Here is a 22,050-nt window from a genome sequence, read left to right on the forward strand (position 1 = left end):
GTCCTCCTTGCGTACGTGCATGGGTACGGGCATGGCTCGGAGGAGGCCGTACGTTCCTCCAGAGGGAGAACACCGGAGCCCGCTGCTCCATTTCCAACCTGTCCGTTTTTACCAAAGCATTACGTGGCGTCCCTCAACTGCCATCCCCGCATACCCTTCCCCTATGGCCCCACGCACCTCTTCCCGCCCCGTGGGAACGGTGACGCGCGGGACCACGAACCCGAACCGGCTGCGCCGCATGGACCGCTGGATCGCGGCCGTCCACGGCGCCGCGCTGCGCCGCGCCGCGGACCCTGTCGCCGTCGACCTCGGATACGGCGCCTCCCCCTGGACCGCCGTCGAGCTGCTCCTCAGGCTGCGTACCGTCGCCCCACGCGCGCGTGTCGTCGGCATCGAGATCGATCCGGCGCGCGTCGCGGCCGCCGCGCCCTACGAGCGCGAGGGGCTCTCCTTCCGGCACGGCGGCTTCGAGGTTCCGCTGACGGGGCCGTCGGGCACGGGGTCGTCGGGCACGGGGTCGTCGGGCACGGGGTCGTCGGGCACGGGGTCGTCGGGCGCGGGGTCGTCCGGCACGAGGCCGGTCCTGATCCGTGCCGCGAACGTCCTGCGGCAGTACGACGAGGAGCAGGTCGCCGCCGTCTGGGAGCGGCTCCGCGCCCGCCTCTCCCCCGGCGGGCTGCTCGTCGAGGGCACCTGCGACGAGATCGGGCGGCGGCACGTGTGGGTCGCGCTCGGGCCCGAGGGGCCGCGCACGGTGACCTTCGCGACGCGGCTCGGCTCCCTGGAGCAGCCCTCCGACCTCGCCGAGCGGCTGCCGAAGGCACTGATCCACCGGAACGTGCCGGGCGAGCCCGTGCACGCGTTCCTGCGCGACTTCGACCGGGCCTGGGCGGCCGCGGCGCCCTATGCCTCGTACGGGGCGCGCCAGCGGTGGATCAGGACGGTGCGGGATCTGACCGCCGACTGGCCGGTCCTTGACGGGGTGTCACGGTGGCGGCAGGGCGAAGTGACGGTGCGCTGGGAGGCGTTGGCGCCGCGGTCGGGGTGACCCCCGGCCGAGGCGGCCCCCGGTCGGGGTGAACCCCTAGGCCACTTCGGGGTCACCCGGACGCCACCCGGAGATGGTCGGGTGACCGTGGCCGAAGGGAACGAACTCCGCGTGCCGTACGTCACATGGGGCGGGTGGGAGATCCGGGCTGTTGGGCCGGAGTTGGTGTCGGGCTCTGTCCTATCGAGCGCTGACGTGGCACGATCCCGATGACGACCGGAAGTTACTGACGGTAAATCAGGTTTTGGGGGTGGCGGAGCGTGACTGGCAAGCGATACTCGACGGCGACGGCCGTGGCGCTGATCTGCGCGGCGACGGTGCTGGCCGCACCGGGGACGGCCTTTGCGAGCCCGGCGAGTGCCCCCGCGACTCCGGCGCAGCCGCCCGCCGACCCGACGCCCCGCACGGACAAGTCCCTGGAGCAGGTCCGCAAGGAGATCGACGATCTCTACCACGACGCGGGCGTGGCCACGGATGCGTACAACGCGGCCGAGGAGAAGGCCGACAAGCAGTCCAAGCAGATCGTGCAGCTGGCCAGGGACATCGCCAAGGGCCAGGCGAAGCTCAAGAAGCTGAAGGCCCGCGCGGGCGCCGCGGCCCGCGCGCAGTACCGGGGCGGTGGCATGCCCTCCGAGGCCCAGCTGATGCTCAGCGACGACCCGGGCCAGTTCCTGGACGGCGCGCGGCGCATGCGGCAGGGCGAGAAGGCCACCAAGGGCATGCTGACCGAGCTGGAGAGAACCCAGGACGACCTGCGGGTCTATGCCGAGGACGCCACCGCACGCTGGACGAAGCTGGAAGCCAACCGCAAGTCCAAGGCCGCCGCGAAGAAGAAGATCAAGAAGAAGATCGCGGCCGCCGAGAAGATCGAGTCGACGCTGGAGAAGAAGGAGCAGGAGCGGCTGCGCAAGCTGGAGGAGGCGGCCGCCCTCAAGAAGCAGTCGGCATGGGTGAGTTCGGGCGTCCTGAAGGACATCGGCGGCAAGGCGTCGGCCCGGGGCAAGAAAGCCATCGAGTTCGCCACCGCCCAGATCGGCAAGCCGTACGTATGGGGCGCCGAGGGCCCGGGTTCGTACGACTGCTCGGGGCTCACCTCCAAGGCCTGGGCCTCCGCGGGGCGGGGCATTCCGCGCACGTCGCAGGAGCAGTGGAAGCAGCTGCCGCGCGTCGACGTGAAGAACATGCGCCCCGGCGACCTGATCATCTACCACTCGGACGCGAGCCACGTCGGGATGTATCTGGGCGACGGCGCGATCGTGCACGCACCGCGTCCGGGCCGGGACGTGACGATCACGGGTGCGGGTTCGATGCAGATACTCGGCGTCGTACGCCCCGACAAGTAGCCGCCACCCCCTCCCCCGACCGGCGCACCGGGCCGCCCGGTGGTCCGGGTGCCCGGCGGACGGGTCGCCCATGTGACCCAGCGCACGCCGCGGCGCCCCGCTCAACCCTCGCGGCGTGATGTTCGTCATCCCCTGCGGGACCCTGCCGTGCCCAATTGCGTTCCTGGATGCGGCATATGACGGTGGCCGTTTGCCGCGCGCCATTCCAATGGAGGCGCGGCTACCGCTATGGTCCCCGTCGGTGCCGCGTCGACCTGCGCGGCGCCATGCCCTCGGGGGGAGGGAAGGAACCAAGCGATGCCCGTACCCATACCGCGGCAGAGAGCTATTCCGGCCGCGGAAGGCGGTCAGGCTCATGCGGCGCCCCCGCACGACACGACGGCGCCCGCCCACGAAGGCAACAGCACCACCGGCTACAACAGCACCACCAGCGCCACCGGCTACAACAACAGCAGCAACGGCAGCAGCAACGGCTCCGGCCTCAGCCTGCTGGTGATCGAGGACGACCCGGCAGGGTCGCTCAGCGTTCCCGAGCTCCTGGACTCCGCGGGCAAGCCCATCCGCATCCGCACCGCCCGCAACCTCACCGAGGCCGAGCGGCTGCTCACGGACGACGTGCACTGCATCCTGCTCGACCTCGCCCTGCCCGCCCCCGGCACCGCCGAGGGCGACGAGGACGAGCTCGTCGCCCTCAAGCACGTGCTGCGCCTCGCGCCCCGGCACGCCGTCCTCGCCCTCACCGCGAACGACGACTCCGAGCAGGGCGCCGAGGCCGTGCGCGTCGGCGCCCAGGACTACCTCTTCCGGGACGAGCTGGACGCCCGGCTGCTGAGCCGCGCCATCCGGTACGCGGTCGAGCGCAAGCGCGCCGACGCCGCCCAGCGCCAGCTGACCGAGTCGCGTCTGCGCGCCCAGGAGAACGCCCGCCTGGAGCGCGGCCTGCTGCCGACACCGCTCCTGGAGGGCTCACCGCTGCGCTTCGCCGCCCGCTACCGGCCCGGCCGGTCCCGCGCGCTGCTCGGCGGCGACTTCTACGACACCGTGCGCACGCCCGACGGCTCCGTGCACGTCATGATCGGCGACGTCTGCGGCCACGGTCCCGACGAGGCGGCGCTCGGCGTGGAGCTGCGCATCGCCTGGCGCGCGCTGACCTTCGCGGGCCTGTGCGGCGACGAGCTGCTCTCCACGCTGCAGAAGGTCCTGGAGCACGAGCGCGCGGACGACGAGATCTTCGCGACGCTCTGCACGGTCGACATCGCCCCGGACGGCCGCAGGGCCGGTCTCTGCCTCGCCGGGCACCCGTCGCCGCTGATCGCGCGCGAGGGGCGGCTCGCCGAGCTGCTTCCGTACGAGGACGGCGGCCCCGCGCTCGGTCTCCTGCCCCGCGCCCGCTGGCCGCGCCGCCAGGTGGAGCTGGGCGGCAAGTGGAGCCTGATGCTCTACACGGACGGCCTGATCGAGGGCCGCGTCGGCCAGGGCACTCAGCGCCTGGGCCAGGAGGGCATGGTGGACATGGTCCGCCGCCAGATCGCCGCGGGGCTGCAGGGGGACGAGCTGCTGGAGGCGGCGATGAACGAGGTGCGCGACCTCAACGGCGGGGATCTCACGGACGACGTGGCGGTACTGCTCCTGGACCGGGCGCCCGGGTCCCGCTGAGTTCCCGCTGCGTCGCGGTCGGGCTACCGGCCGCCGTTGTACGGCCCGTACGGACCGTCGCTGCTGGAGCCGCCGCGGCGGCCGCCGCCGCCCGTGATCTGCCGGATCGCGGGGCGCACGTCGACCATGTACACGATGGTGGCGACGAGGCCGATGATCGGCAGGAACGACAGGATCGGGAAGAGCAGGTTCACCACGAAGGCGATGCCGAGGATGATCAGCCAGAACGGCTTGGTCTTCTTGTCCGCCGCGCGATAGGCATCCTCACGCCGGACGGCGGCGTCGATGAGCGCGAATCCGCTGAAGACGATCAGGGCCAGCGACAGCAGCCACATGAAGTTCGCGAACCCTTGCATCAGCACAACGTCCACCACCAGTCTCGGCTCATCGATTACGCGGCCACGGTACCCGCTACCCGGTCAACGGGGCGGACACTCCGTGAGTGCCCGCCCCCGCACATCGCGCCCTACTTGGCGGGCGGCGTGGTCTTCTTCGCGGTCGTCTTCTTGGCCGGGGCCTTCTTGGCGGCAGGCTTCTTCGCCGGGGCGGCGGCCGCGCTCTTGGGCGCGGCGGTCTGCGCCGCCTTGGGCTGCGCGGGCTCCTCGTCGGGCTCGACCGACTCGGCCAGGTCGAGGATCTCCTCGGCGGCCTCGCCGCGCCACGACTTCACGGCCTGCTCACCGTGCTCGGCGACCTCGTCGTACTTCTCGCGCGCCTTGACCGCGAACTCGGCGGCCACGCCGACACCGCGCAGCGCGAGGTCCTGGGCGCTCTCGCCGAGCTTCTTCAGGTCGGTGTCGAGCGAGCCGAACACCTCGGTGACCTTGGCCTGGATGGTCTCCTGCGCCTCCTTGGCGCGGGCACTGGCCTTGTCCTGCACGACCTTCGGGTCGGTGTTGCGCACCGCGTCGATGCGGGACGGCGCCTCGGCGATCAGCTGCTCGACGAGGCCAGGAACCTTCTTCGCCTGCTGGAAGGCGAGGTCCGCGGACCCGGCGACGAAGTACGCGGGGGTGGGGTTGCTCAGGGTCTTGCGCAGGTCATCGGTGATGGCCATGACGAGGGTCCTCCCGGATTCGCGTCGGCTTGTTCAGCGCGTTCGGCTTGCTTGAGGGTGATGTCAGCAGCTGCACTGATTACTGATTACTGATTACGGTGATTGCTTCGGGTCGGCATCAGGACCGTCGGCCAGATCGGCGCTCTCCGCGCTCGCAGCGAGGTCCCCGTACGACGACGTCTCGAAGCCGTTCTCCTTGCGGAACGACTCGTAGATCTGCAACAGCACCTGCTTCTGGCGCTCGTTGATGGAGGGGTCGGCGAGGATGACGGCGCGCGTCTCCAGCTCGTCCCGCTCCTTCTCGTCGAGGATCCCGGCCCGCACGTACAGCGTCTCGGCGGAGATCCGCAGGGCCTTGGCGACCTGCTGCAGAACCTCGGCGCTCGGCTTGCGCAGGCCGCGCTCGATCTGGCTCAGATACGGATTGGACACCCCGGCGGCATCGGCGAGCTGCCGCAGCGAGAGCTGCGCACTGCGCCGCTGCTCGCGCAGGTACTCACCGAGGTTGCCGACGTGGAGTGATGCCATGCCTCGATGGTGCAGCACCCTTGCTAACTATTGCAAGCAGGTGCTTGCAAAAGTGCGCTACGCCACTTCGTCCGAGGACGGCTGGACCTCATCGAAGAGGGCGAGGGCCTGGGAGGGGTCCTGGCTCACGAGGCGTTCCAGGCCGGTCGTCGTGATCTCCGCCCACCTGCTGGCCCTTGCCCACATCTGCTCCTCGAAGGTGCGGACGGTCTCGTCCAGGTCTCCGGGGGCGGGGCCGGGGCCGGTGGCGGTGGCGATGGCTTCGGCTAGTTCGGCGCCCTCCAGCATCGCGAGGTTCGCACCCGCTCCCAAAGGGGGCATCAGGTGGGCTGCGTCGCCCAGCAGCGTCACCCCGGGGACCTGGGGCCAGGTGTGGGAGACGGGCAGGACGTAGAGGGGGCGGTGGGCGAAAGCGGTGCCGTGGCGGAGGAGGTCGAGGACGGGAGTGGCCCAGCCGTCGAACAGGGCCAGCAGGCTCGACCGCACGGCCTCGGCGTCGGCGTCGGCGTCGGCGTCGACCGGGTCCCGGTTCGGGTTCGGGTCCGGGGTCAGGGTCGCGTGCCGGTCCAGCGGCGTGCGGAACTGGGCGTACACCTTGACGTGGCCGCCGCCGTTGCGCTGGGCGACGAGCGCCCGGTTCACGCCGTACACCGCGACGGAACCGTCGCCGATCAGTCGGGCGAGGTCGGGGTGGCGGGCGTCGACGTCGTCGAGGGAGGTCTCGACCATCGTGACGCCGGTGTAGTGCGGCGTCGCCGACGAGACGGCCTGGCGGGTCCGGGACCAGGCGCCGTCCGCGCCGACCACGAGGTCGAACGCCTCCTGCCGCCCGTCCGCGAAATGGACCAGCACGCCGTCCCGGGTCCCCGGCTCCACCCGCGTCACGCCCCGGCCCCACTGGACGTCGAGGGGGCCGAGCAGCAGGTCACGGAGTTGCCCCCGGTCGATCTCGGGATTGGCCCGGTCGTCCGGACGGGGCCGCCAGTCGCGCAGGACCGTCCCGTCCGTGTCCAGGATGCGCATGGCCTGCCCCTCGGGACGGGACAGCGCCCGGAACCCGGCCAGCAGCCCCGCCTTGTCCAGCGCGAGCTGGCCCAGTCCTTCGTGCAGGTCCAGCGTGCCGCCCGGCGGACGGGCGTCGGGGGCGGGATCGCGTTCGAGGACGGTCACGGGGTGGCCGTGGCGGTGCAGGGTGCGGGCGAAGGTCAGGCCCGCAGGGCCGCTCCCGACCACGGCGATACGACGGTCGATACGACGGGGGGCACGAGGGGCGGTACGAGGGGTGACACGAGCAGTGATACGGCGTCTCATGTCGATACACTGTATTTTCTCGATACGGCGTATCGCAACAGTACGATGTGTCCATGACTGTGTGGGACCGGCCGGAGCCGCCGACTCGACCCGTGCCGCTCGACCGGGAGCGGATCGTCGCCGCGGCTGTCGCGCTGGCCGACGAGGGCGGGCTCGAGGCTGTTTCCTTGCGCAAGGTCGCCGCCCGCCTGGACGCCGGGCCGATGCGGCTGTACCGATACATCTCCTCCAAGGAGGAGCTGTTCGACCTCATGGTGGACGAGGTGTACGCCGAGATCCGCCCCGAGGAGCAGCCCGGTGACTGGCGGGAGGCGTTGCGCGGCCTCGCCCGGCGGACCCGGCAGGCCGCCCTCCGTCACGAATGGCTGGCCGACCTGCTCGGCGGTCGCCCGGCCCTCGGTCCGAACGGCCTCGTCGTGGCCGAGACCACGCTGGCCTCCTTCGACGGCCTCGCCGATGTCGACACCGTCATGCGTGCCGTGGAGACCGTCAGCGCCTACTTCATCGGCGCGATCAGGCGCGAGATCACGAACCTGCGGGCCGAGCGCGCCACGGGCCTCTCCAAGCACGACTGGCAGCGGGCCGCCGGGCCGCATCTGACGAAGATGCTGGCCACCGGCAGCTTCCCGGCGCTGGCCAGGGCCGTGCACGACGGCACGGACGTGGACGCCGAGGCGTCCTTCACGACCGGCCTGGACTGGGTCCTCGACGCCGTGGCCGCCAAACTCGCCCGGCCCTCGGCGTGACAGCGCTCAGAGCCTGTCTTTGAACCCTTAGAGGATCCCGGTTCAAGAACCGGCAGGACCCCGGCAGCGGTCCCGGACCTCCGGGCGCCGCTCGAAACCGGCCGACTCGTACGTGGCGACGGCGGCCTCGTTGGTGCTCGGGGTGACGACGAGTGCGCTCGACGAGCCCAGCTCCCGGAGCGCGGCCGCAGCGGCGAGGGTGATCCGCTCGCCGTGGCCGCGACGGCGGTGGTCCCGGTGCACGCCCATCGGTTCGAGCACCCCGGGCCTGCCAGGACCGGCCGACCACACGGTCACCGCCGCCACCGCGCTGTCCCCGTCGTCGTACGCGATCAGGGACCGGGCGTCGGCGTACGGCGATCCCTTCGCCAGCCGCTGCCAGTGCTCGGCCGTGAACTTCGCCCCGTCGAAGGACGCCCGGAGCACGGCGGCGAACACGTCTGCCTGCTCCGGGCCCACCGTCTCGATCCGCAGGCCCGAATCCTCCACCGGGGCGGTGAGGTCGCGGCGCAGTGGCGTCCACGGGTCGTCGGTGGGCCAGCCGTCCTCGCCCAGCAGGTCGTGGACCAGCGCGTCCATGGGCGCCTCGATGCTCGCCTGCCCCTCGGGCAGCACCCCGCGCTCCGGCGCGGTCACGTCGGCGACCAGGTGCCGCGCGAGCTCCTCGTCCCGCCGGGCGTCCGGCGCGACCGTCAGCCGCAGCAGGTCGGGACCGTCCAGCAGCCCGACGGCGAGGATCCGTCCGTCCCGGCTCCACGTCCTGACCGCCGCCGCGGTCGTCTCCGCGCCCCCGCGCCAGAACCAGCCCAGGTCCCCCGGGTGCAGCTGCATCGGCGCCCCCTCGTGCTGCCACTCCCGCAGCACGCCCACCGCCTCGTCCAGCCCGTCGGTCCCTGGTGTGCCCAACGTGATCGTCATGGGTCCGATCACACACCACCGCGCCGACCGCCCGCATCCGAATATCCGGTGGGCCGGAGCGAGTTGCTCTCCAGAGCCCCTCCCGAGCCTCTCCTGTGCCATGGATCTATGGATCTTTGGTGGTGGCGTGCATATCGTCACCAGCATGGCTCTGCGACCGGTGAACGTGAACATGAAGGCCCTGGACAACGAGGCCGTCGGCGATTTCTGGGCCGCGGCGCTCGGCTGGGGTGTCTCCAGTGAGGCGCCCGGCGTGACCAACGTCGAGCCCGGCGGCGACTTCGTCTGGCCGGACGCGTCCGCCGTCTGCGTCGACGTGGTCATCGTCCCGGAAGGGAAGACCGGGACGAAGAACCGGGTGCACCTCGACCTCGCCACCACGTCCACGGCCCATCAGGCGGAGCTGGTCGCGCGCCTGAAGGGGCTCGGTGCGACGCCCGTGGACGTGGGCCAGGGCGACGTGCCGTGGACGGTACTCGCCGACCCGGAGGGCAACGAGTTCTGCGTGCTGGAGCCCCGGGAGATGTACCGGGACACCGGGCCGGTCGCCGCCATCGTGGTCGACTGCGTGGATCCGCGGGCCATGGCGCGGTTCTGGGGCGGGGCGACGGACTGGACCGTGCACGAGGTGACCGACGACCAGGCGGTGCTGCGGTCCGCCAAGGGCGTCGGCCCGTACATCGAGTTCCTCCGCACGCCCGGCGGGAAGACCGTGCCGGACCGGGTCCACATCGACCTCCTGCCGTACCCCGGTGACGATCAGGAGGCGGAGGTGGCCCGGCTGCGCGCCCTCGGCGCCGCCGACCTCGACCTCGGCCAGGGCGACGTCCCGTGGAAGTGCCTGACCGACCCGGAGGACCACGAGTTCTGCGTCCTCGCGGCGCGTCCAGCACCCTGACGCGGCGGGGCCCGGCGGGGGTCGGAGGGGCTCGGGGCTCCTCAGCCGGTGGCGTTGCCGAACCACTGAGGCAGCTGCCCGAGCAGCTCCTGCTGGTCGTCGCCGACCCACGCGACGTGCCCGTCCGGACGCAGCAGCACCGCGGGCACGTCCAGCTCCTCGCTGACGTCGATGACGTCGACGACATGGTCGACCCGGCCCTCCCAGCCCGCGACCGAGAGTCGGCCGGTCTGGTCGAGCAGCAGCCCGCGGCCGCCGTGCAGCAGCCCGAAGAGGCGGCCCCGCTTCAGCTCCACGTCCCGCATCCGGCGACCGAGCAGCTCGTGGCCCTCGCCGAAGTCGTAGCGGACCCCGATCCCGGTGATCTTCTCGATCAGGTGCCGGTTCACGTCATCGAAGTCGATCAGCTCCGACATCAGCCGGCGCACCGCCTGCGCCCCCGGCTCCACGGACATCAGCTGCATCTGCGCGCGGGTGTTGTCCAGCACCTCGGCGGCCACCGCGTGCCGCTCCGCCTGGTAGCTGTCGAGGAGGCCGTCCGGCGCCCACCCGTGCACCGCGGCGGCCAGCTTCCAGCCGAGGTTGAACGCGTCCTGGAGCCCGAGGTTGAGCCCCTGCCCGCCGGTCGGCGGGTGGATGTGCGCCGCGTCCCCGGCCAGCAGCACCCGGCCGACCCGGTAGCGCTCGGCGAGCCGGGTGGCGTCGCCGAAGCGGGAGAGCCAGCGCGGCGAGTGCACACCGAAGTCGGTGCCCGCGAACGCCCGCAGCTGCTGCTGGAAGTCCGCGAGGACCGGCGGGGCCGCCCGGTCCTCCGCGACGCCGTCCGCGGGCACGATGACGCGGAACACCCCGTCGCCGAGCGGCATCGCGCCGAACCGCAACTGCGTCTTGCGGACCTCGGCGACCACCTCGGCGAGCTCCTCCGGAGACACGGTCATCTCCATCTCGCCCAGCAGCGTCTCGACCCGGCTGGGCTCCCCCGGGAAGCCGACGCCGAGCAGCTTGCGCACCGCGCTGCGGCCGCCGTCGCAGCCGACGAGGTAGCGCGAGCGCAGCCGCGTGCCGTCGGCCAGTCCGACCGTCACCCCGTCGTCGTCCTGATCGAGACCGACCACTTCGCAGCCGCGCCGGACCTCGACGCCGAGTCCGGCGGCGTGCTCGGCCAGCAGCCGCTCGGTGACCTGCTGCGGAATGGCGAGTACGTACGAATGCGCGGTGTCCATCCGCTCCGGCCACGCCTTGGCCAGGCCCGCGAAGAAGCCGCCCGCCCTGATCTCCTTGCCCTCCGCCTGGAAGCGCTCCAGCAGACCGCGCTGGTCCATCACCTCGATGCTGCGCACGTGCAGGCCCTGCGCACGAGACTGCTTGGTCGGCTCCGTCTCCTTCTCCAGGATGAGGACGTCCACGCCCTGGAGCCGCAGTTCGGCGGCCATCATCAAGCCGGTCGGTCCGCCACCGGCGATGATTACGTCAGCCACTGCGTCAGCCATTGCGTCAGCCATGAAAATCCCCTGTTCGACGAGCTCGGAGGGGAGATTGTGCGGGGTGACCGGGGCCTTGCCGCAAGGCCCCCTGTGCGCTATAAGTTGAGAGTGGCAAGGAGTGAGTTTCCCTCCTTGCCTTTTGTGTTTCCCGCTCCTTTCCCGCTCCTTTCTCCCTCCCGCCCCTCCCCCTTCCCCCTCGGGCCTGCGTCGGGACGCGGTTGTCAGACCCCCCGGCTAGCGTGACCAAGAGCACTGCTTTCACGCCAACTCCCTCCCGTACGACACCACGTACGGGACTCGCTGCCCCGCGGAGACAACGATGAGCAAGCCCAGGACGCACGCCGCCGACAGCCACGACCTGATCCGCGTGCACGGCGCCCGCGAGAACAACCTCAAGGACGTCAGCATCGAGATCCCGAAGCGCCGTCTGACGGTGTTCACCGGCGTCTCCGGCTCGGGCAAGAGCTCACTGGTGTTCGACACGATCGCCGCGGAGTCGCAGCGGCTCATCAACGAGACGTACAGCGCCTTCGTGCAGGGCTTCATGCCGAACCAGGCGCGCCCCGAGGTCGACGTGCTCGACGGCCTCACCACCGCGATCACCGTCGGCCAGCAGCGGATGGGCGGCGACCCCCGCTCCACGGTCGGCACCGCCACCGACGCCAACGCGATGCTGCGCATCCTCTTCAGCCGCCTCGGCAAGCCGCACATCGGCCCGCCGGGCGCGTATTCGTTCAACACCGCGTCGGTCCGGGCGAGCGGCGCGATCACCGTGGAGCGCGGCAACAAGACCGAGGCGCAGAAGGCGACGTACCAGCGCACCGGCGGCATGTGCACGCACTGCGAGGGCCGGGGCAGCGTCTCCGACATCGACCTCACGCAGCTGTACGACGACTCCAAGTCGCTCGCCGAGGGCGCGTTCACCATCCCCGGCTGGAAGTCGGACAGCCAGTGGACCGTGCAGGTGTACGCCCAGTCAGGCTTCGTCGACCCGGACAAGCCGATCCGTGAGTACTCGAAGAAGGAGCTGAGGGACTTCCTCTACGGGGACGCGGTCAAGGTGAAGGTCAACGGCGTGAACCTCACCTACGAAGGGCTGATCCCCAAGATCCAGAAGTCGTTCCTGGCCAAGGACAAGGAGTCGATGCAGCCGCACATCCGGGCCTTCGTGGAGCGCGCGGTCACCTTCACCACCTGCCCCGAGTGCGACGGCACCCGCCTCAGCGAGGGGGCCCGCTCCTCGAAGATCAAGCGGAAGAGCATCGCCGACGTCTGCGCGATGGAGATCAGGGACCTGGCCGAGTGGACCCGCGGCCTGCGCGAGGCGCCGCCGGGCTCGGCGAAGAGCGCGTACGACTCGGTGGCGCCGCTGCTCACCGCGTTGCAGCAGACCCTCGACTCGTTCGTGGAGATCGGCCTCGGCTATCTCGCACTCGACCGGCCCGCGGCCACCCTGTCGGGCGGCGAGGCGCAGCGCGTCAAGATGATCCGCCACCTCGGCTCCTCGCTCACCGACGTCACGTACGTCTTCGACGAGCCCACCATCGGTCTGCACCCGCACGACATCCGGCGGATGAACGACCTGCTGCTGCGCCTGCGGGACAAGGGCAACACCGTGCTCGTCGTGGAGCACAAGCCGGAGACGATCGTGATCGGCGACCACGTCGTCGACCTCGGCCCCGGCGCCGGGACGGCGGGCGGCACCGTCTGCTTCGAGGGCACCGTGGAGGGGCTGCGGGCCTCCGGCACCGTCACCGGCCGCCACTTCGACGACCGGGCCGCGCTCAAGGAGACCGTGCGCAAGCCCACCGGCGCGCTGGAGATCCGCGGCGCGAGCGCGCACAACCTGCGCGGGGTCGACGTCGACATCCCGCTCGGGGTGCTCACCGTCGTCACGGGGGTCGCCGGGTCCGGCAAGAGCTCGCTCGTGCACAAGTCGATGCCCGCCGACGCGGGCGTGGTGGCGGTCGACCAGACCCCGATCCGCGGCTCGCGGCGGAGCAACCCCGCGACGTACACCGGGCTGCTCGACCCGATCCGCAAGGCCTTCGCCAAGGCCAACGGCGTGAAGCCCGCGCTGTTCAGCGCCAACTCCGAGGGCGCCTGCCCGACCTGCAACGGCGCCGGGGTCATCTACACCGACCTGGGCATGATGGCGAGCGTCGCCACACCATGCGAGGACTGCGAGGGCAGGCGGTTCCAGGCGTCGGTCCTGGAGTACCACCTCGGCGGCCGCGACATCAGCGAGGTCCTCGCGATGTCCGTGGACGAGGCCGAGGAGTTCTTCGGCGGCGGCGCGGCCCAGACGCCCGCGGCCCACCGCATCCTGCGCCGCCTGGCCGACGTCGGCCTCGGCTACCTCAGCCTCGGCCAGCCGCTCACCACGCTCTCCGGAGGCGAGCGGCAGCGGCTCAAGCTGGCCACGCACATGGCCGACAAGGGCGGTGTCTACGTACTGGACGAGCCGACCACCGGCCTCCACCTCGCCGACGTCGAGCAGCTCCTCGGCCTCCTCGACCGGCTCGTCGACGCGGGCAAGTCGGTCATCGTCATCGAGCACCACCAGTCGGTGATGGCGCACGCCGACTGGATCATCGACCTCGGCCCCGGGGCGGGCCACGACGGCGGCAAGATCGTCTTCGAGGGCACGCCCGCGGATCTGGTCGCGGCGCGCTCGACGCTCACGGGTGAGCATCTTGCGGAGTACGTGGGCGCCTGAACACTCCCTGGAATCTGTAAGCCCCGGACGGCATGCGTGTCGCGCTGTCCGGGGCTTCGTCGTCTCCGTGTCTCCGTGTCTCCGTGTCTCCGTCCGCACCCGCCGATAGCCACTTTTAAGTGGGTACTTGGCTGCGGACCGCCCGGTGGAGAAGCTGGTGGGGCAGCGGGGCGCAGGGCACCGCGGGGCCGGGGAGGGAGGCTGGATGACGACGTCGCGTCAAGACGCTCTGCGTGACGAAGGCTCGTCCCGGTCCTCCGCCATCCTGTCCAGGCGCCGGTGGCCCCAGTCCGACAACGGGGCCAGTGCCTCGCAGAGGTCGCGGCCGAAGTCCGTGAGGGAGTAGACGGTCTTCAACGGCCGTACGTCGTGCACCTCCCGGTGCACGAGGCCGTCCGCCTCCATCTCGCGCAGCGCCTGAGTCAGCACCTTCTCCGTCAGCCCCGGCAGGAGCCGGAGCATCTCGCCGGGGCGGCACGGGCCGCTCTCCAGCGGCCAGAGCAGCGCCGTCTTCCACTTGCCGTCGATCACGGCGATCGCGGCGGTCACACCGCACACGTTCGGGTCCTGCGCACGACTGCGCGTCATGTCCGCCCCTCCACTGCCGCTCACCGCACCCCATCCGCACACAGACGCATACATACGCACGTACGTAAGGGAGTTGCATCATGCCCACTCACACCGAACAGTCTGCCGCGACCGCAACCGTCACCGTCCTCGGGCTCGGTCCCATGGGCCGGGCCCTCGCCGCCGCGTTCCTGGCCGCCGGGGTGCGGACCACCGTGTGGAACCGGACGCCCGGGCGGGACGGCGAGCTGGTCGAACGCGGTGCGCTGAGCGCCCGCACGGCCGAAGAGGCGGTATCCGCAAGCCCGTTGACCGTGGTCTGCGTCGTCAATTACGACGCCTCGGACGCCGTCCTGCGCGACACCGCCGTCACCCGTGCGCTCAAGGGCCGCACCGTCGTGAACCTCAGCGCCGACACTCCGGACCGCGCCAGGTCGGCCGCGGACTGGGCGGCCGCGCACGGGGTGCGGTACCTGGACGGCGCGATCATGACGCCGACCACGACCATCGGGACGCCGCACGGGGTCTTCATCCACAGCGGTGAGGCCGCGCTCTACGAGGAGCACCGCCCCGCCCTCGAAGCGCTGGGCGGCACGCACACCCACCTCGGTGAGGACATCGGGAGAGCGGCGGCGTACGACGTGGCGCTGCTCGACATCTTCTGGACGTCGATGACCGGGTACATGCACGCCCTGGCGGTGGCGAAGGCCGAGGGCATCTCGGCCCAGGAGCTGGCCCCGTTCGCGGTGGGCATCGGCGCGATCCTCCCGGAGGCCTTCCAGGAATCCGCGGTGGAGGTGGACAACGGCACGTACTCCGGGGCCGACAACCCCATCACGTCGGCCGCGTCGACCATGGCCCACGTGATCCACACCTCCGAGGGCCACGGCATCGAAGCGGGCGTCATGCGGGCCGCCGAGGGCCTGGTCCGCCGGGTCATCGGCGAGGGCCACGGTGCCGACGGGCCGACCCGGATCACCGAGCTGCTCGGCCGCCGCTGAGGGTCGGGTAGTCGGTGTATCCGGCCGCCCCGCCCTCGTACATCAGGCCCTTGTCCCGCGGGGAGTTGAGGGGCGCGCCGAGGCGCATCCGCTCGACCAGGTCGGGGTTGGCGAGGAACGCGCGGCCCAGCGAGACGAGGTCCGCCCTCGCGGCAAGCAGTCGCTCGCCCGCGCCCCGGCCGCCGTCGGCGGGCAGCGGGCCGCCCCAGCCGAGGACCGGGTTGGCGATGAGCGTGCCGGGCCAGCTCGCGCGGAGCTGCCGGAAGAGGTCGCTGTCGGGGTCGGCGAAGACGACGTGGAGGTAGGCGAGGTCACCGATGCCCTTGAGCGCGTCGACGAGCTGGGGATAGATGTCCTCGGTGTCGCCCTCCTCGATGCCGTTGACGGTGATGCCGGGCGCGATGCGCACGCCGACGCGTTCGGCGCCGATCTCGTCGGCGACGGCACGGACGACCTCGACGACGAAGCGGATGCGGTGGGCGACGGGGCCGCCGTAGGCGTCGGTGCGGTGGTTGGTGTTCTGCGCGAGGAACTGCTGGAGGAGGTAGCCGTTCGCCGCGTGGACCTCGACCCCGGCGAAGCCCGCGTCGACGGCGCGGCGGGCGGCGGCCGCGAAGTCGGCGACGGTGTTGTGGATCTCGTCGGACGTCATCTCTCTTGGGGTGACGGCCGGTTGGTGGCCGGTCGGGGTGTGGATGGTGTCCGGGAGCGGGACCGGGGAGGGCGCGACCGGTGTGAGTCCGCTGTTGTCCGGGTGCCCGACGCGGCCGCCGTGCTGGATCTGCAGGAACATCCGCCCGCCCGCGTCGCGCACGGCATCGGTCACCCGCCGCCAGCCCGCGACGTGCGCGTCGTTGTGGATCGCGGTGATGTTGGCGTACGTCTGCCCGACCGCGTTGGGCGTGGACGCCTCGGCGATGATCAGCCCCGCGGAGGCCCGCTGGGCGTAGTAGGTGGCCATGACCGGCTCCGGGACACCGTCGGCGGAGGCCCGGTTGCGGGTCATGGGGGCCATGACGAGACGGTTGGGGAGGGGGAGGGCGCCTAGGTGGGTGGGGGTGAGGAGGGGGGAGGGGGAGGAGGGGGAGAGGGAGGGCGCGGGGGATGCGGTGGGGGTGGCGTCCGTGATCGTGGCGAGGGCGTCCGTCGTCGCGGAGGCGGCCATCGTCGCGGAGGCGGCCATCGTGGCGAGGGCGTCCGTGGCGGTCCCGGCCGCTGCGGCGGTGGGGGCGGTCGCGGCGGTGGCGTCCATCGAGGTCGTGACGCCCGTGGCGGTCGTGGCAGGCACGGCAGTCGTGACGGCGGCGTCCGTCGCGAGCACGGCGGCGGTCGTGGCAGTGGCGTCCGTGGCGGTCCCGGCCGCTGTGGCGGTGGGGGCGGTCGCGGCGGTGGCGTCCATCGAGGCCGTGACGCCCGTGACGGTCGTGGCAGGCACGGCAGTCGTGACGGCGGCGTCCGTCGCGAGCACGGCGGCGGTCGTAGCGAGGGCATCCGTGGCGATCCCGGCCGCTGCGGCAGTGTCCCTCGCGAGCACGGCGGCCGTCGAGGCGGAGTCCGTCGCCAGCACGGCGGCCGTCGAGGCGGAGTCCGTCGCCAGCACGGTGGCCGTCGAGGCGGTGGCAGTGGCGAGCGCGGCGGCGGTCGAGGCGGTGGCTGTGGCGGTCGTCATGGTGGGCTCCCCCTGGGCGGTGCCGTGCGGTGCAGCACGGTGGGTTGTGGTGCGGCTGGGTCGGTCGGCGTGTCTGGGCCGGTCGGCTCGTTGCCTGGTGACAAGGACGACTCTGCTCCGGACCGCTTCGGGGTCGCTGATGGTCCGCTGACGCTCCCGTCGCGGGGAGGCCCGATCAGCCTGATGGCCCGGGGCCACACCACGCCCCCCGCCGCCCGCCGCCCGCCGCTCCGGCCAGCCCGATGGCACAGGCCCCACACCCCGCCCCCGCCGACCACCGCCCCGCCGAACCCGATGGCCCGGAGCCACACCCCGCCCCCGCCGACTGTGGCCCCCACCCACCTCGTCGCCCCCTCCGGGCGCCGCCCAGGATGACGGCCCCCACACCGCCCGGACCCCGGAGGTACGCATGGCCCGCGGAAAGACCCCCCTCGCCCTGGCCGCCACCGTCACGCTCTCCCTCACTCTCACCCTCGCCCTCGCCCTCGCCCTCGCCCTCGGCGGCACGACCGGCGCCGCCGCGGCCGTCCCCACTCCCACCCCCGGTGAACTGCGCCCGTACGACATCGAGTCGACGTACGTCTCCGGCGTCTCCTCCGGCGGATATCTCGCCGACCAGCTGCACGTGGCCCACTCCGCCGTCTTCAAAGGCGCGGGCTCTTCAGCGCGGGGGCGTACGACTGTGCGCAGGGCAGCGTCAACACCGCGCTCTACGCCTGCATGGACACGTACATGCCGCGCAAGACCCCGGCGCAGCTGGAGCAGCTGACCAGAGAGCGTGCGGCGGCAGGCCGCGTCGACCCCGTGGCGAACCTGTCCGGCGACCCGGTCTGGCTGTACCACGGCGGGAACGACAAGACCGTCGACCGCCCGGTCAACGACGACCTGGCCGCCTACCACCGGGACTTCGGCGCGAACGTCTCCTACGACACGTCATCCGCCGCGGGCCACGCCTGGGTCTCCCCGCTCGGCAAGGTGCCCTGCGCGACCACCGCCTCGCCGTACGTCAACACCTGCGGCACCGACCCCGAACGGGACATGCTCACGCACCTCTTCGGCGCGCCCGTGCACCCCGCCACCACCGCCCCGCTGGACGGCACCCTCGTCCGCTTCGACCAGAACCGCCACGTCCCGGGCGGCAACGCGGCCGCCGTCAGCATGGGCAAGGACGGCTTCGCGTACGTCCCGAAGGCCTGCGCGGAGGGGTCGGGCGGGGCGTGTCGGCTGATGGTGGCGCTGCACGGCTGCCAGCAGACGTACGGCCAGATCGGCGACACGTTCATGTCCCAGGCCTACTTGAACGAGTACGCCGACACGAACCGCATGATCGTCCTGTACCCGCAGGCCACCACCGCCCTCGACAACCCGCGCGGCTGCTGGAACTGGTGGGGGTACGGCGGCGACACCCACTACGCCGACAAGAGCGGCAAGCAGATCACCGCAATCATGAGCATGGTCAAGCAGCTGGGCGGGTGATCAAGCAGCTGGGCGGGTGATCAGGCGGCCGGGCGGGTGAAGAAGGAGCGCCGGTAGTCGCCGGGTGACACCCCGACCTGCTTGAGGAAGTGGTGACGGAGGTTGTTGGCCGTGCCGAGGCCGCTCAGCTCGCCCACCCGCTCGACCGGCAGATCCGTCGTCTCCAGCAGGCTCTGGGCCCGCGCGATCCGCTGGTTGAGCAGCCACCGCAGCGGAGTCGTGCCGGTCGCCTCGTGGAGGCGCCGGTAGAAGGTGCGCGGGCTCATCGCCGCCCGGCGTGCCAGGTCGTCGACGGTCAGCGGCCGGTCGAGGCGCGCACGGGCCCACTCCAGTACGGGGCCGAGGCCCGCGTCGTCCGACTCGGGCACGGAGAGGTCGATGAACTGGGCCTGCCCGCCGGGGCGGTGGGCGGGCACGACCATGCGGCGCGCCAGCTGGTTGGCGACGTGCGCGCCGAGGTCGCGGCGGACCAGGTGCAGACAGAGGTCGAGGCCCGCGGTCAGTCCGGCGCTGGTCAGGACGTCACCATCGTCCACATAGAGGACGGAGTCGTCGACGGTGACGTCCGGGTAGCGGGCGGCGAGTTGGGCGGTGTGCATCCAGTGGGCGGTGGCCCTGCGGCCGTCGAGGAGGCCCGCCTCGGCGAGCGCGAAGGCGCCGGTGCAGAGCGAGACCATCCGGGCGCCCGAGGCGTGGGCGGCACGCAGCGCGTCGGCGAGGCCCGCGGGCAGCGGCGCGTCCTCCTCGATACAGGCGTCCGGCACCGAAGTGACGACGACGGTGTCGGCGCCGGTCAGCCCCTCCAGCCCGTACGGCGTACGCAGCGTGATCCCGAACTCGCCCGCTCCCTGCCCTGCCTCCCGCCCCGTCTCGTGCCCCGCCTCCCTCGTGGAGCACAGCCGCAGGTCGTACCAGTGGTCGGACAGGTCGGGCTGCGGCTTGCCGAACACCGTGAAGGGGATGCTCAGTTCATACAGATCCCAGGAAGGGATCCCGATCTCGTCGGCCACGACGACCGCGACGGAACCAGCGCTCATGCCGGGAGCGTACGACGGTCCGGGCCTCCGGCGACGGCTGGCAGGAATTTGGTGATCACCGTCACCACTGTCACTGTCGACGGCGGCCGCGCGCTGCGAACGTGATCCCCATGAACGCCACCACCACTTCCACTTCCGCTCCCGCTCCCGCTCCCGTAACCGTCATCGGCCTGGGCCTCATGGGCTCCGCCCTCGCCGCCGCCCTCCTCGACGCCGGTCACCCCACCACCGTCTGGAACCGCTCCCCGGAGAAGGCGAAGCCCCTCGCCGACCGGGGCGCGCAGGTGGCCGCCACCCCGGCCGAGGCCGTCGCGGCGAGCGGCCTCGTCATCGCCTGCGTACTCGACTACGACGCCCTGCACACCGTCCTCGACCCCCTGGCCGCGACCGGCGCGCTCGCCGGGAAGTCCCTGGTCAACCTCACCTCGGGAGCGCCGGAGCAGGCCGAGGAGATGGCGCGGTGGGCGGCTTCGCACGGGGCCGGGTATCTCGACGGCGGCATCATGACGACCCCGCCGGGCGTCGGAAGCCCCGAGATGATGTTCCTCTACAGCGGCTCGGAGGCGGTCTTCAAGGCCCACCGCGCCACCCTCGCCGCCCTCGGCGACCCGCTCCACCTCGGCACGGAGCCGGGCCTCGCCTCGCTCCACGACGCCGCGCTGCTCGGTCTGATGTGGGCGTCGTTCACCGGCTGGCTGCACGGCACCGCGCTGGTCACCTCACAGGGGACGTCGGCCGAGGCCTTCACGCGGATCGCGCTGCGCTGGCTGAACGGCGCGGTCTCCGGGTTCCTCACGACGTACGCGCCGCAGGTGGACGCCGCGCGCTATCCGGGGGACGACGCCACCGTCGACGTACAGATCGCCGCGATCGACCATCTGATCCACGCGGCGGAGGCGCGCGGCATCGACAACACCCTGCCCGAGCTGCTGAAGTCGACGATGGAGCGCACCGCCGCCGCGGGCCACGGCGGCGACAGCTACGCGAGCGTGATCGAGGTGCTGCGCGACACGCGGCGATAGAACACCCGTTTCTTCCCCCGTTTCACCGCCGCAGCGGCAAGGATGGGCGGGAACGATTCTTCGGCACCGGGGGGAGCCACCCATGAACCGTCCGCTGCGGCACATAGCCGTCTTCTGCGGAATCCTCACTCTCGCCCTGCTCCTGCGGGCGACATGGGTGCAGTTCGCGGAGAACGACGAGCTGGCGAACCACAAGAAGAACCGCCGCGTGCAGATCGAGGCGTTCTCCCACCCCCGCGGCGACATCATCGTCGGCGGCAAGTCCGTCACCGGCTCGAAGGAAACCTCCGGGTCCGACTTCAAGTACAAGCGGGTCTTCAAGGAGGGCCCGATGTACGCGCCGGTGACGGGCTACTTCTCGCAGGCCCAGGGCGCCACCTTCCTGGAGGGCGTCCACAACGGCATCCTCAGCGGCAACGACGACCGGCTCTTCATCAAGCGCACCCTCGACATGCTGACCGGCGAGAAGCAGCAGGGCGGCGACGTCGTCACGACCATCGACCCCAAGGCGCAGAAGGCGGCCTACCAGGGCCTGGTGGACCTGAACGCCAAGGGTGCGGTGGTCGCCCTCGACCCCCGCACCGGCAAGGTGCTCGCCATGGCAAGCACTCCCTCGTACGACCCCTCGGTCTTCGCGGGCATCTCGCTCGCCGAGGGCAAGAAGTTCAAGGAGCTCGGCGACCGCAAGGACAAGCCGCTGAGCAACCGCGCGCTGCGCGAGATCTACCCGCCGGGCTCCACCTTCAAGATCCTCACCGCTGCCGCCGCCCTTGAGCACGGTGTCGTGACGGACATCGACAAGCCGACGGGCGCGAAGACCCCGTACAAACTCCCCCTCAGCTCCACCCGCATCGGCAACGACGTGCCCGACGCCAACTGCGACAAGGTGTCCGTGAAGACCGGCATGCAGTGGTCCTGCAACAACGTCTTCCTCGACCTCGCGGACAAGCTCGGCAAGGACAAGATGCGCGAGACGGCGGAGAAGTTCGGGTTCAACGAAGAGCAGTTCATTCCCGTGCGTGCCGTCGCCAGCAGCTATCCGGAGAAGCTCGACAAGCCGCAGACCGCGCTGACCGGCATGGGCCAGGGCAGCCTGACCAGCACCCCGCTGCAGATGGCGATGGTCACAGCGGGGCTCGCCAACGACGGCAAGGTCATGAAGCCGTACCTGGTCGAGGAGTTGCGCGGCCCCGACCTCTCGGCGATCGAGAAGGGCGAGCCGCACGAGCTGAACCAGGCCGTCTCCGAGAAGACCGCGAAGACCGTCCAGGAAATGATGGAGAACACCGTCGAGAACGGCACGGCGAACAAGGCGAAGATCGACGGCGTCACGGTGGGCGGCAAGACCGGCACGGCCCAGCACGGCGCGGACGTCAACGACGAGCGGCCGTTCGCGTGGTTCGTCTCGTACGCCAAGAACAGCAAGGGCGAGTCCCCCGTTGCCGTCGCCGTGTTCGTCGACCCGTCCAACATGGACATCCCGCGCTCGGAGATCGCGGGCGGCAAGCTGGGCGCGCCGATCGCGAAGGCGGTCATGGAGGCGGTCCTGGAGCGCTGAGGTTTTCCAGGG

20 protein-coding genes are annotated in these 22,050 nt (G+C 71.5%); 11 read left to right on the forward strand and 9 right to left on the reverse strand.

Annotated features, from left to right (window positions below):
* Nucleotides 1–163 precede the first annotated feature (163 nt).
* The 3 genes from ABZV77_RS36980 to ABZV77_RS36990 all read left to right on the forward strand — a co-directional run bounded on the left by ABZV77_RS36980 (nucleotide 164) and on the right by ABZV77_RS36990 (nucleotide 4,047).
* On the forward strand, nucleotides 164–1,048 hold the full coding sequence (locus ABZV77_RS36980) for a class I SAM-dependent methyltransferase (protein WP_356266770.1): 885 nt from the start codon (nucleotides 164–166) through the stop codon (nucleotides 1,046–1,048).
* 260 nt (nucleotides 1,049–1,308) lie between these two features.
* On the forward strand, nucleotides 1,309–2,391 hold the full coding sequence (locus ABZV77_RS36985) for a C40 family peptidase (protein WP_356266772.1): 1,083 nt from the start codon (nucleotides 1,309–1,311) through the stop codon (nucleotides 2,389–2,391).
* Between the two features lie 297 nt (nucleotides 2,392–2,688).
* Nucleotides 2,689–4,047 (forward strand): fused response regulator/phosphatase, encoded by a 1,359-nt coding sequence (locus tag ABZV77_RS36990; protein ID WP_356266773.1) that lies wholly within the window; start codon nucleotides 2,689–2,691, stop codon nucleotides 4,045–4,047.
* 23 nt (nucleotides 4,048–4,070) lie between these two features.
* Here the strand turns inward: ABZV77_RS36990 and ABZV77_RS36995 are convergent, their stop codons facing one another.
* From ABZV77_RS36995 to ABZV77_RS37010, 4 genes are all read right to left on the reverse strand, one after another.
* Nucleotides 4,071–4,403, reverse strand: a complete 333-nt coding sequence (locus ABZV77_RS36995; RefSeq protein ID WP_208609543.1) for a DUF2516 family protein — start codon at nucleotides 4,401–4,403, stop codon at nucleotides 4,071–4,073.
* A gap of 110 nt (nucleotides 4,404–4,513) precedes the next feature.
* Entirely contained in the window at nucleotides 4,514–5,104 is a 591-nt protein-coding gene (locus ABZV77_RS37000) for a hypothetical protein (protein ID WP_356266775.1), read from the reverse strand.
* A gap of 93 nt (nucleotides 5,105–5,197) precedes the next feature.
* Complete coding sequence (locus ABZV77_RS37005) at nucleotides 5,198–5,632, reverse strand: helix-turn-helix transcriptional regulator (RefSeq protein WP_356266777.1); 435 nt, start codon at nucleotides 5,630–5,632, stop codon at nucleotides 5,198–5,200.
* Between the two features lie 57 nt (nucleotides 5,633–5,689).
* On the reverse strand, nucleotides 5,690–6,883 hold the full coding sequence (locus tag ABZV77_RS37010) for an FAD-dependent monooxygenase (protein WP_356266922.1): 1,194 nt from the start codon (nucleotides 6,881–6,883) through the stop codon (nucleotides 5,690–5,692).
* Between the two features lie 113 nt (nucleotides 6,884–6,996).
* Between ABZV77_RS37010 and ABZV77_RS37015 the strand changes: the two genes are divergently transcribed.
* Nucleotides 6,997–7,689, forward strand: a complete 693-nt coding sequence (locus tag ABZV77_RS37015; protein ID WP_356266778.1) for a TetR/AcrR family transcriptional regulator C-terminal domain-containing protein — start codon at nucleotides 6,997–6,999, stop codon at nucleotides 7,687–7,689.
* Nucleotides 7,690–7,731: 42 nt separating this feature from the next.
* Here the strand turns inward: ABZV77_RS37015 and ABZV77_RS37020 are convergent, their stop codons facing one another.
* A complete protein-coding gene (locus tag ABZV77_RS37020) occupies nucleotides 7,732–8,607 on the reverse strand; it encodes a GNAT family N-acetyltransferase (RefSeq protein ID WP_356266780.1) in 876 nt (291 codons plus the stop codon).
* Between the two features lie 145 nt (nucleotides 8,608–8,752).
* Here ABZV77_RS37020 and ABZV77_RS37025 point away from each other — a divergent pair, with 145 nt between their 5' ends.
* The gene (locus tag ABZV77_RS37025) at nucleotides 8,753–9,505 is read left to right on the forward strand and encodes a VOC family protein (protein ID WP_356266781.1); all 753 of its coding nucleotides are present in this window, start codon (nucleotides 8,753–8,755) and stop codon (nucleotides 9,503–9,505) included.
* Between the two features lie 41 nt (nucleotides 9,506–9,546).
* Here the strand turns inward: ABZV77_RS37025 and rox are convergent, their stop codons facing one another.
* The gene (gene rox / locus ABZV77_RS37030) at nucleotides 9,547–10,983 is read right to left on the reverse strand and encodes a rifampin monooxygenase (protein ID WP_356266782.1); all 1,437 of its coding nucleotides are present in this window, start codon (nucleotides 10,981–10,983) and stop codon (nucleotides 9,547–9,549) included.
* Between the two features lie 325 nt (nucleotides 10,984–11,308).
* Here rox and ABZV77_RS37035 point away from each other — a divergent pair, with 325 nt between their 5' ends.
* On the forward strand, nucleotides 11,309–13,708 hold the full coding sequence (locus ABZV77_RS37035; RefSeq protein WP_356266783.1) for an excinuclease ABC subunit UvrA: 2,400 nt from the start codon (nucleotides 11,309–11,311) through the stop codon (nucleotides 13,706–13,708).
* Nucleotides 13,709–13,927: 219 nt separating this feature from the next.
* Here the strand turns inward: ABZV77_RS37035 and ABZV77_RS37040 are convergent, their stop codons facing one another.
* Nucleotides 13,928–14,296 carry a helix-turn-helix domain-containing protein gene (locus tag ABZV77_RS37040; RefSeq protein ID WP_356266785.1) on the reverse strand — a complete coding sequence of 123 codons (369 nt, stop codon included), beginning with the start codon at nucleotides 14,294–14,296 and terminating at the stop codon, nucleotides 13,928–13,930.
* 80 nt (nucleotides 14,297–14,376) lie between these two features.
* On the opposite strand from ABZV77_RS37040, the gene ABZV77_RS37045 reads away from it, so the two are divergent.
* Nucleotides 14,377–15,276 (forward strand): NAD(P)-binding domain-containing protein, encoded by a 900-nt coding sequence (locus ABZV77_RS37045; RefSeq protein WP_356266787.1) that lies wholly within the window; start codon nucleotides 14,377–14,379, stop codon nucleotides 15,274–15,276.
* Here the strand turns inward: ABZV77_RS37045 and ABZV77_RS37050 are convergent.
* Complete coding sequence (locus ABZV77_RS37050) at nucleotides 15,251–16,405, reverse strand: alkene reductase (RefSeq protein ID WP_356266924.1); 1,155 nt, start codon at nucleotides 16,403–16,405, stop codon at nucleotides 15,251–15,253. The genes ABZV77_RS37045 and ABZV77_RS37050 overlap by 26 nt on opposite strands.
* Before the next feature lie 949 nt (nucleotides 16,406–17,354).
* On the opposite strand from ABZV77_RS37050, the gene ABZV77_RS37055 reads away from it, so the two are divergent.
* Together ABZV77_RS37055 and ABZV77_RS37060 are read left to right on the forward strand one after the other, a co-directional pair.
* Nucleotides 17,355–17,714 carry a hypothetical protein gene (locus tag ABZV77_RS37055; RefSeq protein WP_356266789.1) on the forward strand — a complete coding sequence of 120 codons (360 nt, stop codon included), beginning with the start codon at nucleotides 17,355–17,357 and terminating at the stop codon, nucleotides 17,712–17,714.
* Entirely contained in the window at nucleotides 17,678–18,421 is a 744-nt protein-coding gene (locus ABZV77_RS37060; protein ID WP_356266791.1) for a PHB depolymerase family esterase, read from the forward strand. Before ABZV77_RS37055 ends, ABZV77_RS37060 begins: the two co-directional genes overlap by 37 nt.
* Nucleotides 18,422–18,441: 20 nt before the next feature.
* Here ABZV77_RS37060 and ABZV77_RS37065 read toward each other — a convergent pair whose 3' ends face one another.
* Complete coding sequence (locus ABZV77_RS37065) at nucleotides 18,442–19,458, reverse strand: helix-turn-helix domain-containing protein (protein WP_356266793.1); 1,017 nt, start codon at nucleotides 19,456–19,458, stop codon at nucleotides 18,442–18,444.
* A gap of 110 nt (nucleotides 19,459–19,568) precedes the next feature.
* Here ABZV77_RS37065 and ABZV77_RS37070 point away from each other — a divergent pair, with 110 nt between their 5' ends.
* Together ABZV77_RS37070 and ABZV77_RS37075 are read left to right on the forward strand one after the other, a co-directional pair.
* Nucleotides 19,569–20,480, forward strand: a complete 912-nt coding sequence (locus ABZV77_RS37070) for an NAD(P)-binding domain-containing protein (protein WP_356266794.1) — start codon at nucleotides 19,569–19,571, stop codon at nucleotides 20,478–20,480.
* A gap of 82 nt (nucleotides 20,481–20,562) precedes the next feature.
* Nucleotides 20,563–22,038 (forward strand): penicillin-binding protein 2, encoded by a 1,476-nt coding sequence (locus tag ABZV77_RS37075; RefSeq protein WP_356266796.1) that lies wholly within the window; start codon nucleotides 20,563–20,565, stop codon nucleotides 22,036–22,038.
* Nucleotides 22,039–22,050: the final 12 nt, after the last annotated feature.

The sequence above is a fragment of the Streptomyces sp. NPDC004732 genome (genome assembly GCF_040609235.1).
GTDB lineage: Bacteria > Actinomycetota > Actinomycetes > Streptomycetales > Streptomycetaceae > Streptomyces.

Excerpts from the sequence above, each read along its gene's own strand:
- ABZV77_RS36980 (WP_356266770.1), top strand. The coding sequence starts at position 164 with ATGGCCCCACGCACCTCTTCCCGCCCCGTGGGAACGGTGACGCGCGGG.
- ABZV77_RS36990 (WP_356266773.1), top strand. The coding sequence starts at position 2,689 with ATGCCCGTACCCATACCGCGGCAGAGAGCTATTCCGGCCGCGGAAGGC.
- ABZV77_RS36995 (WP_208609543.1), bottom strand. The coding sequence starts at position 4,403 with ATGCAAGGGTTCGCGAACTTCATGTGGCTGCTGTCGCTGGCCCTGATC.
- ABZV77_RS37000 (WP_356266775.1), bottom strand. The coding sequence starts at position 5,104 with ATGGCCATCACCGATGACCTGCGCAAGACCCTGAGCAACCCCACCCCC.
- ABZV77_RS37005 (WP_356266777.1), bottom strand. The coding sequence starts at position 5,632 with ATGGCATCACTCCACGTCGGCAACCTCGGTGAGTACCTGCGCGAGCAG.
- ABZV77_RS37015 (WP_356266778.1), top strand. The coding sequence starts at position 6,997 with ATGACTGTGTGGGACCGGCCGGAGCCGCCGACTCGACCCGTGCCGCTC.
- ABZV77_RS37020 (WP_356266780.1), bottom strand. The coding sequence starts at position 8,607 with ATGACGATCACGTTGGGCACACCAGGGACCGACGGGCTGGACGAGGCG.
- ABZV77_RS37025 (WP_356266781.1), top strand. The coding sequence starts at position 8,753 with ATGGCTCTGCGACCGGTGAACGTGAACATGAAGGCCCTGGACAACGAG.
- ABZV77_RS37035 (WP_356266783.1), top strand. The coding sequence starts at position 11,309 with ATGAGCAAGCCCAGGACGCACGCCGCCGACAGCCACGACCTGATCCGC.
- ABZV77_RS37040 (WP_356266785.1), bottom strand. The coding sequence starts at position 14,296 with ATGACGCGCAGTCGTGCGCAGGACCCGAACGTGTGCGGTGTGACCGCC.
- ABZV77_RS37045 (WP_356266787.1), top strand. The coding sequence starts at position 14,377 with ATGCCCACTCACACCGAACAGTCTGCCGCGACCGCAACCGTCACCGTC.
- ABZV77_RS37055 (WP_356266789.1), top strand. The coding sequence starts at position 17,355 with ATGGCCCGCGGAAAGACCCCCCTCGCCCTGGCCGCCACCGTCACGCTC.
- ABZV77_RS37060 (WP_356266791.1), top strand. The coding sequence starts at position 17,678 with ATGCCGCGCAAGACCCCGGCGCAGCTGGAGCAGCTGACCAGAGAGCGT.
- ABZV77_RS37065 (WP_356266793.1), bottom strand. The coding sequence starts at position 19,458 with ATGAGCGCTGGTTCCGTCGCGGTCGTCGTGGCCGACGAGATCGGGATC.
- ABZV77_RS37070 (WP_356266794.1), top strand. The coding sequence starts at position 19,569 with ATGAACGCCACCACCACTTCCACTTCCGCTCCCGCTCCCGCTCCCGTA.
- ABZV77_RS37075 (WP_356266796.1), top strand. The coding sequence starts at position 20,563 with ATGAACCGTCCGCTGCGGCACATAGCCGTCTTCTGCGGAATCCTCACT.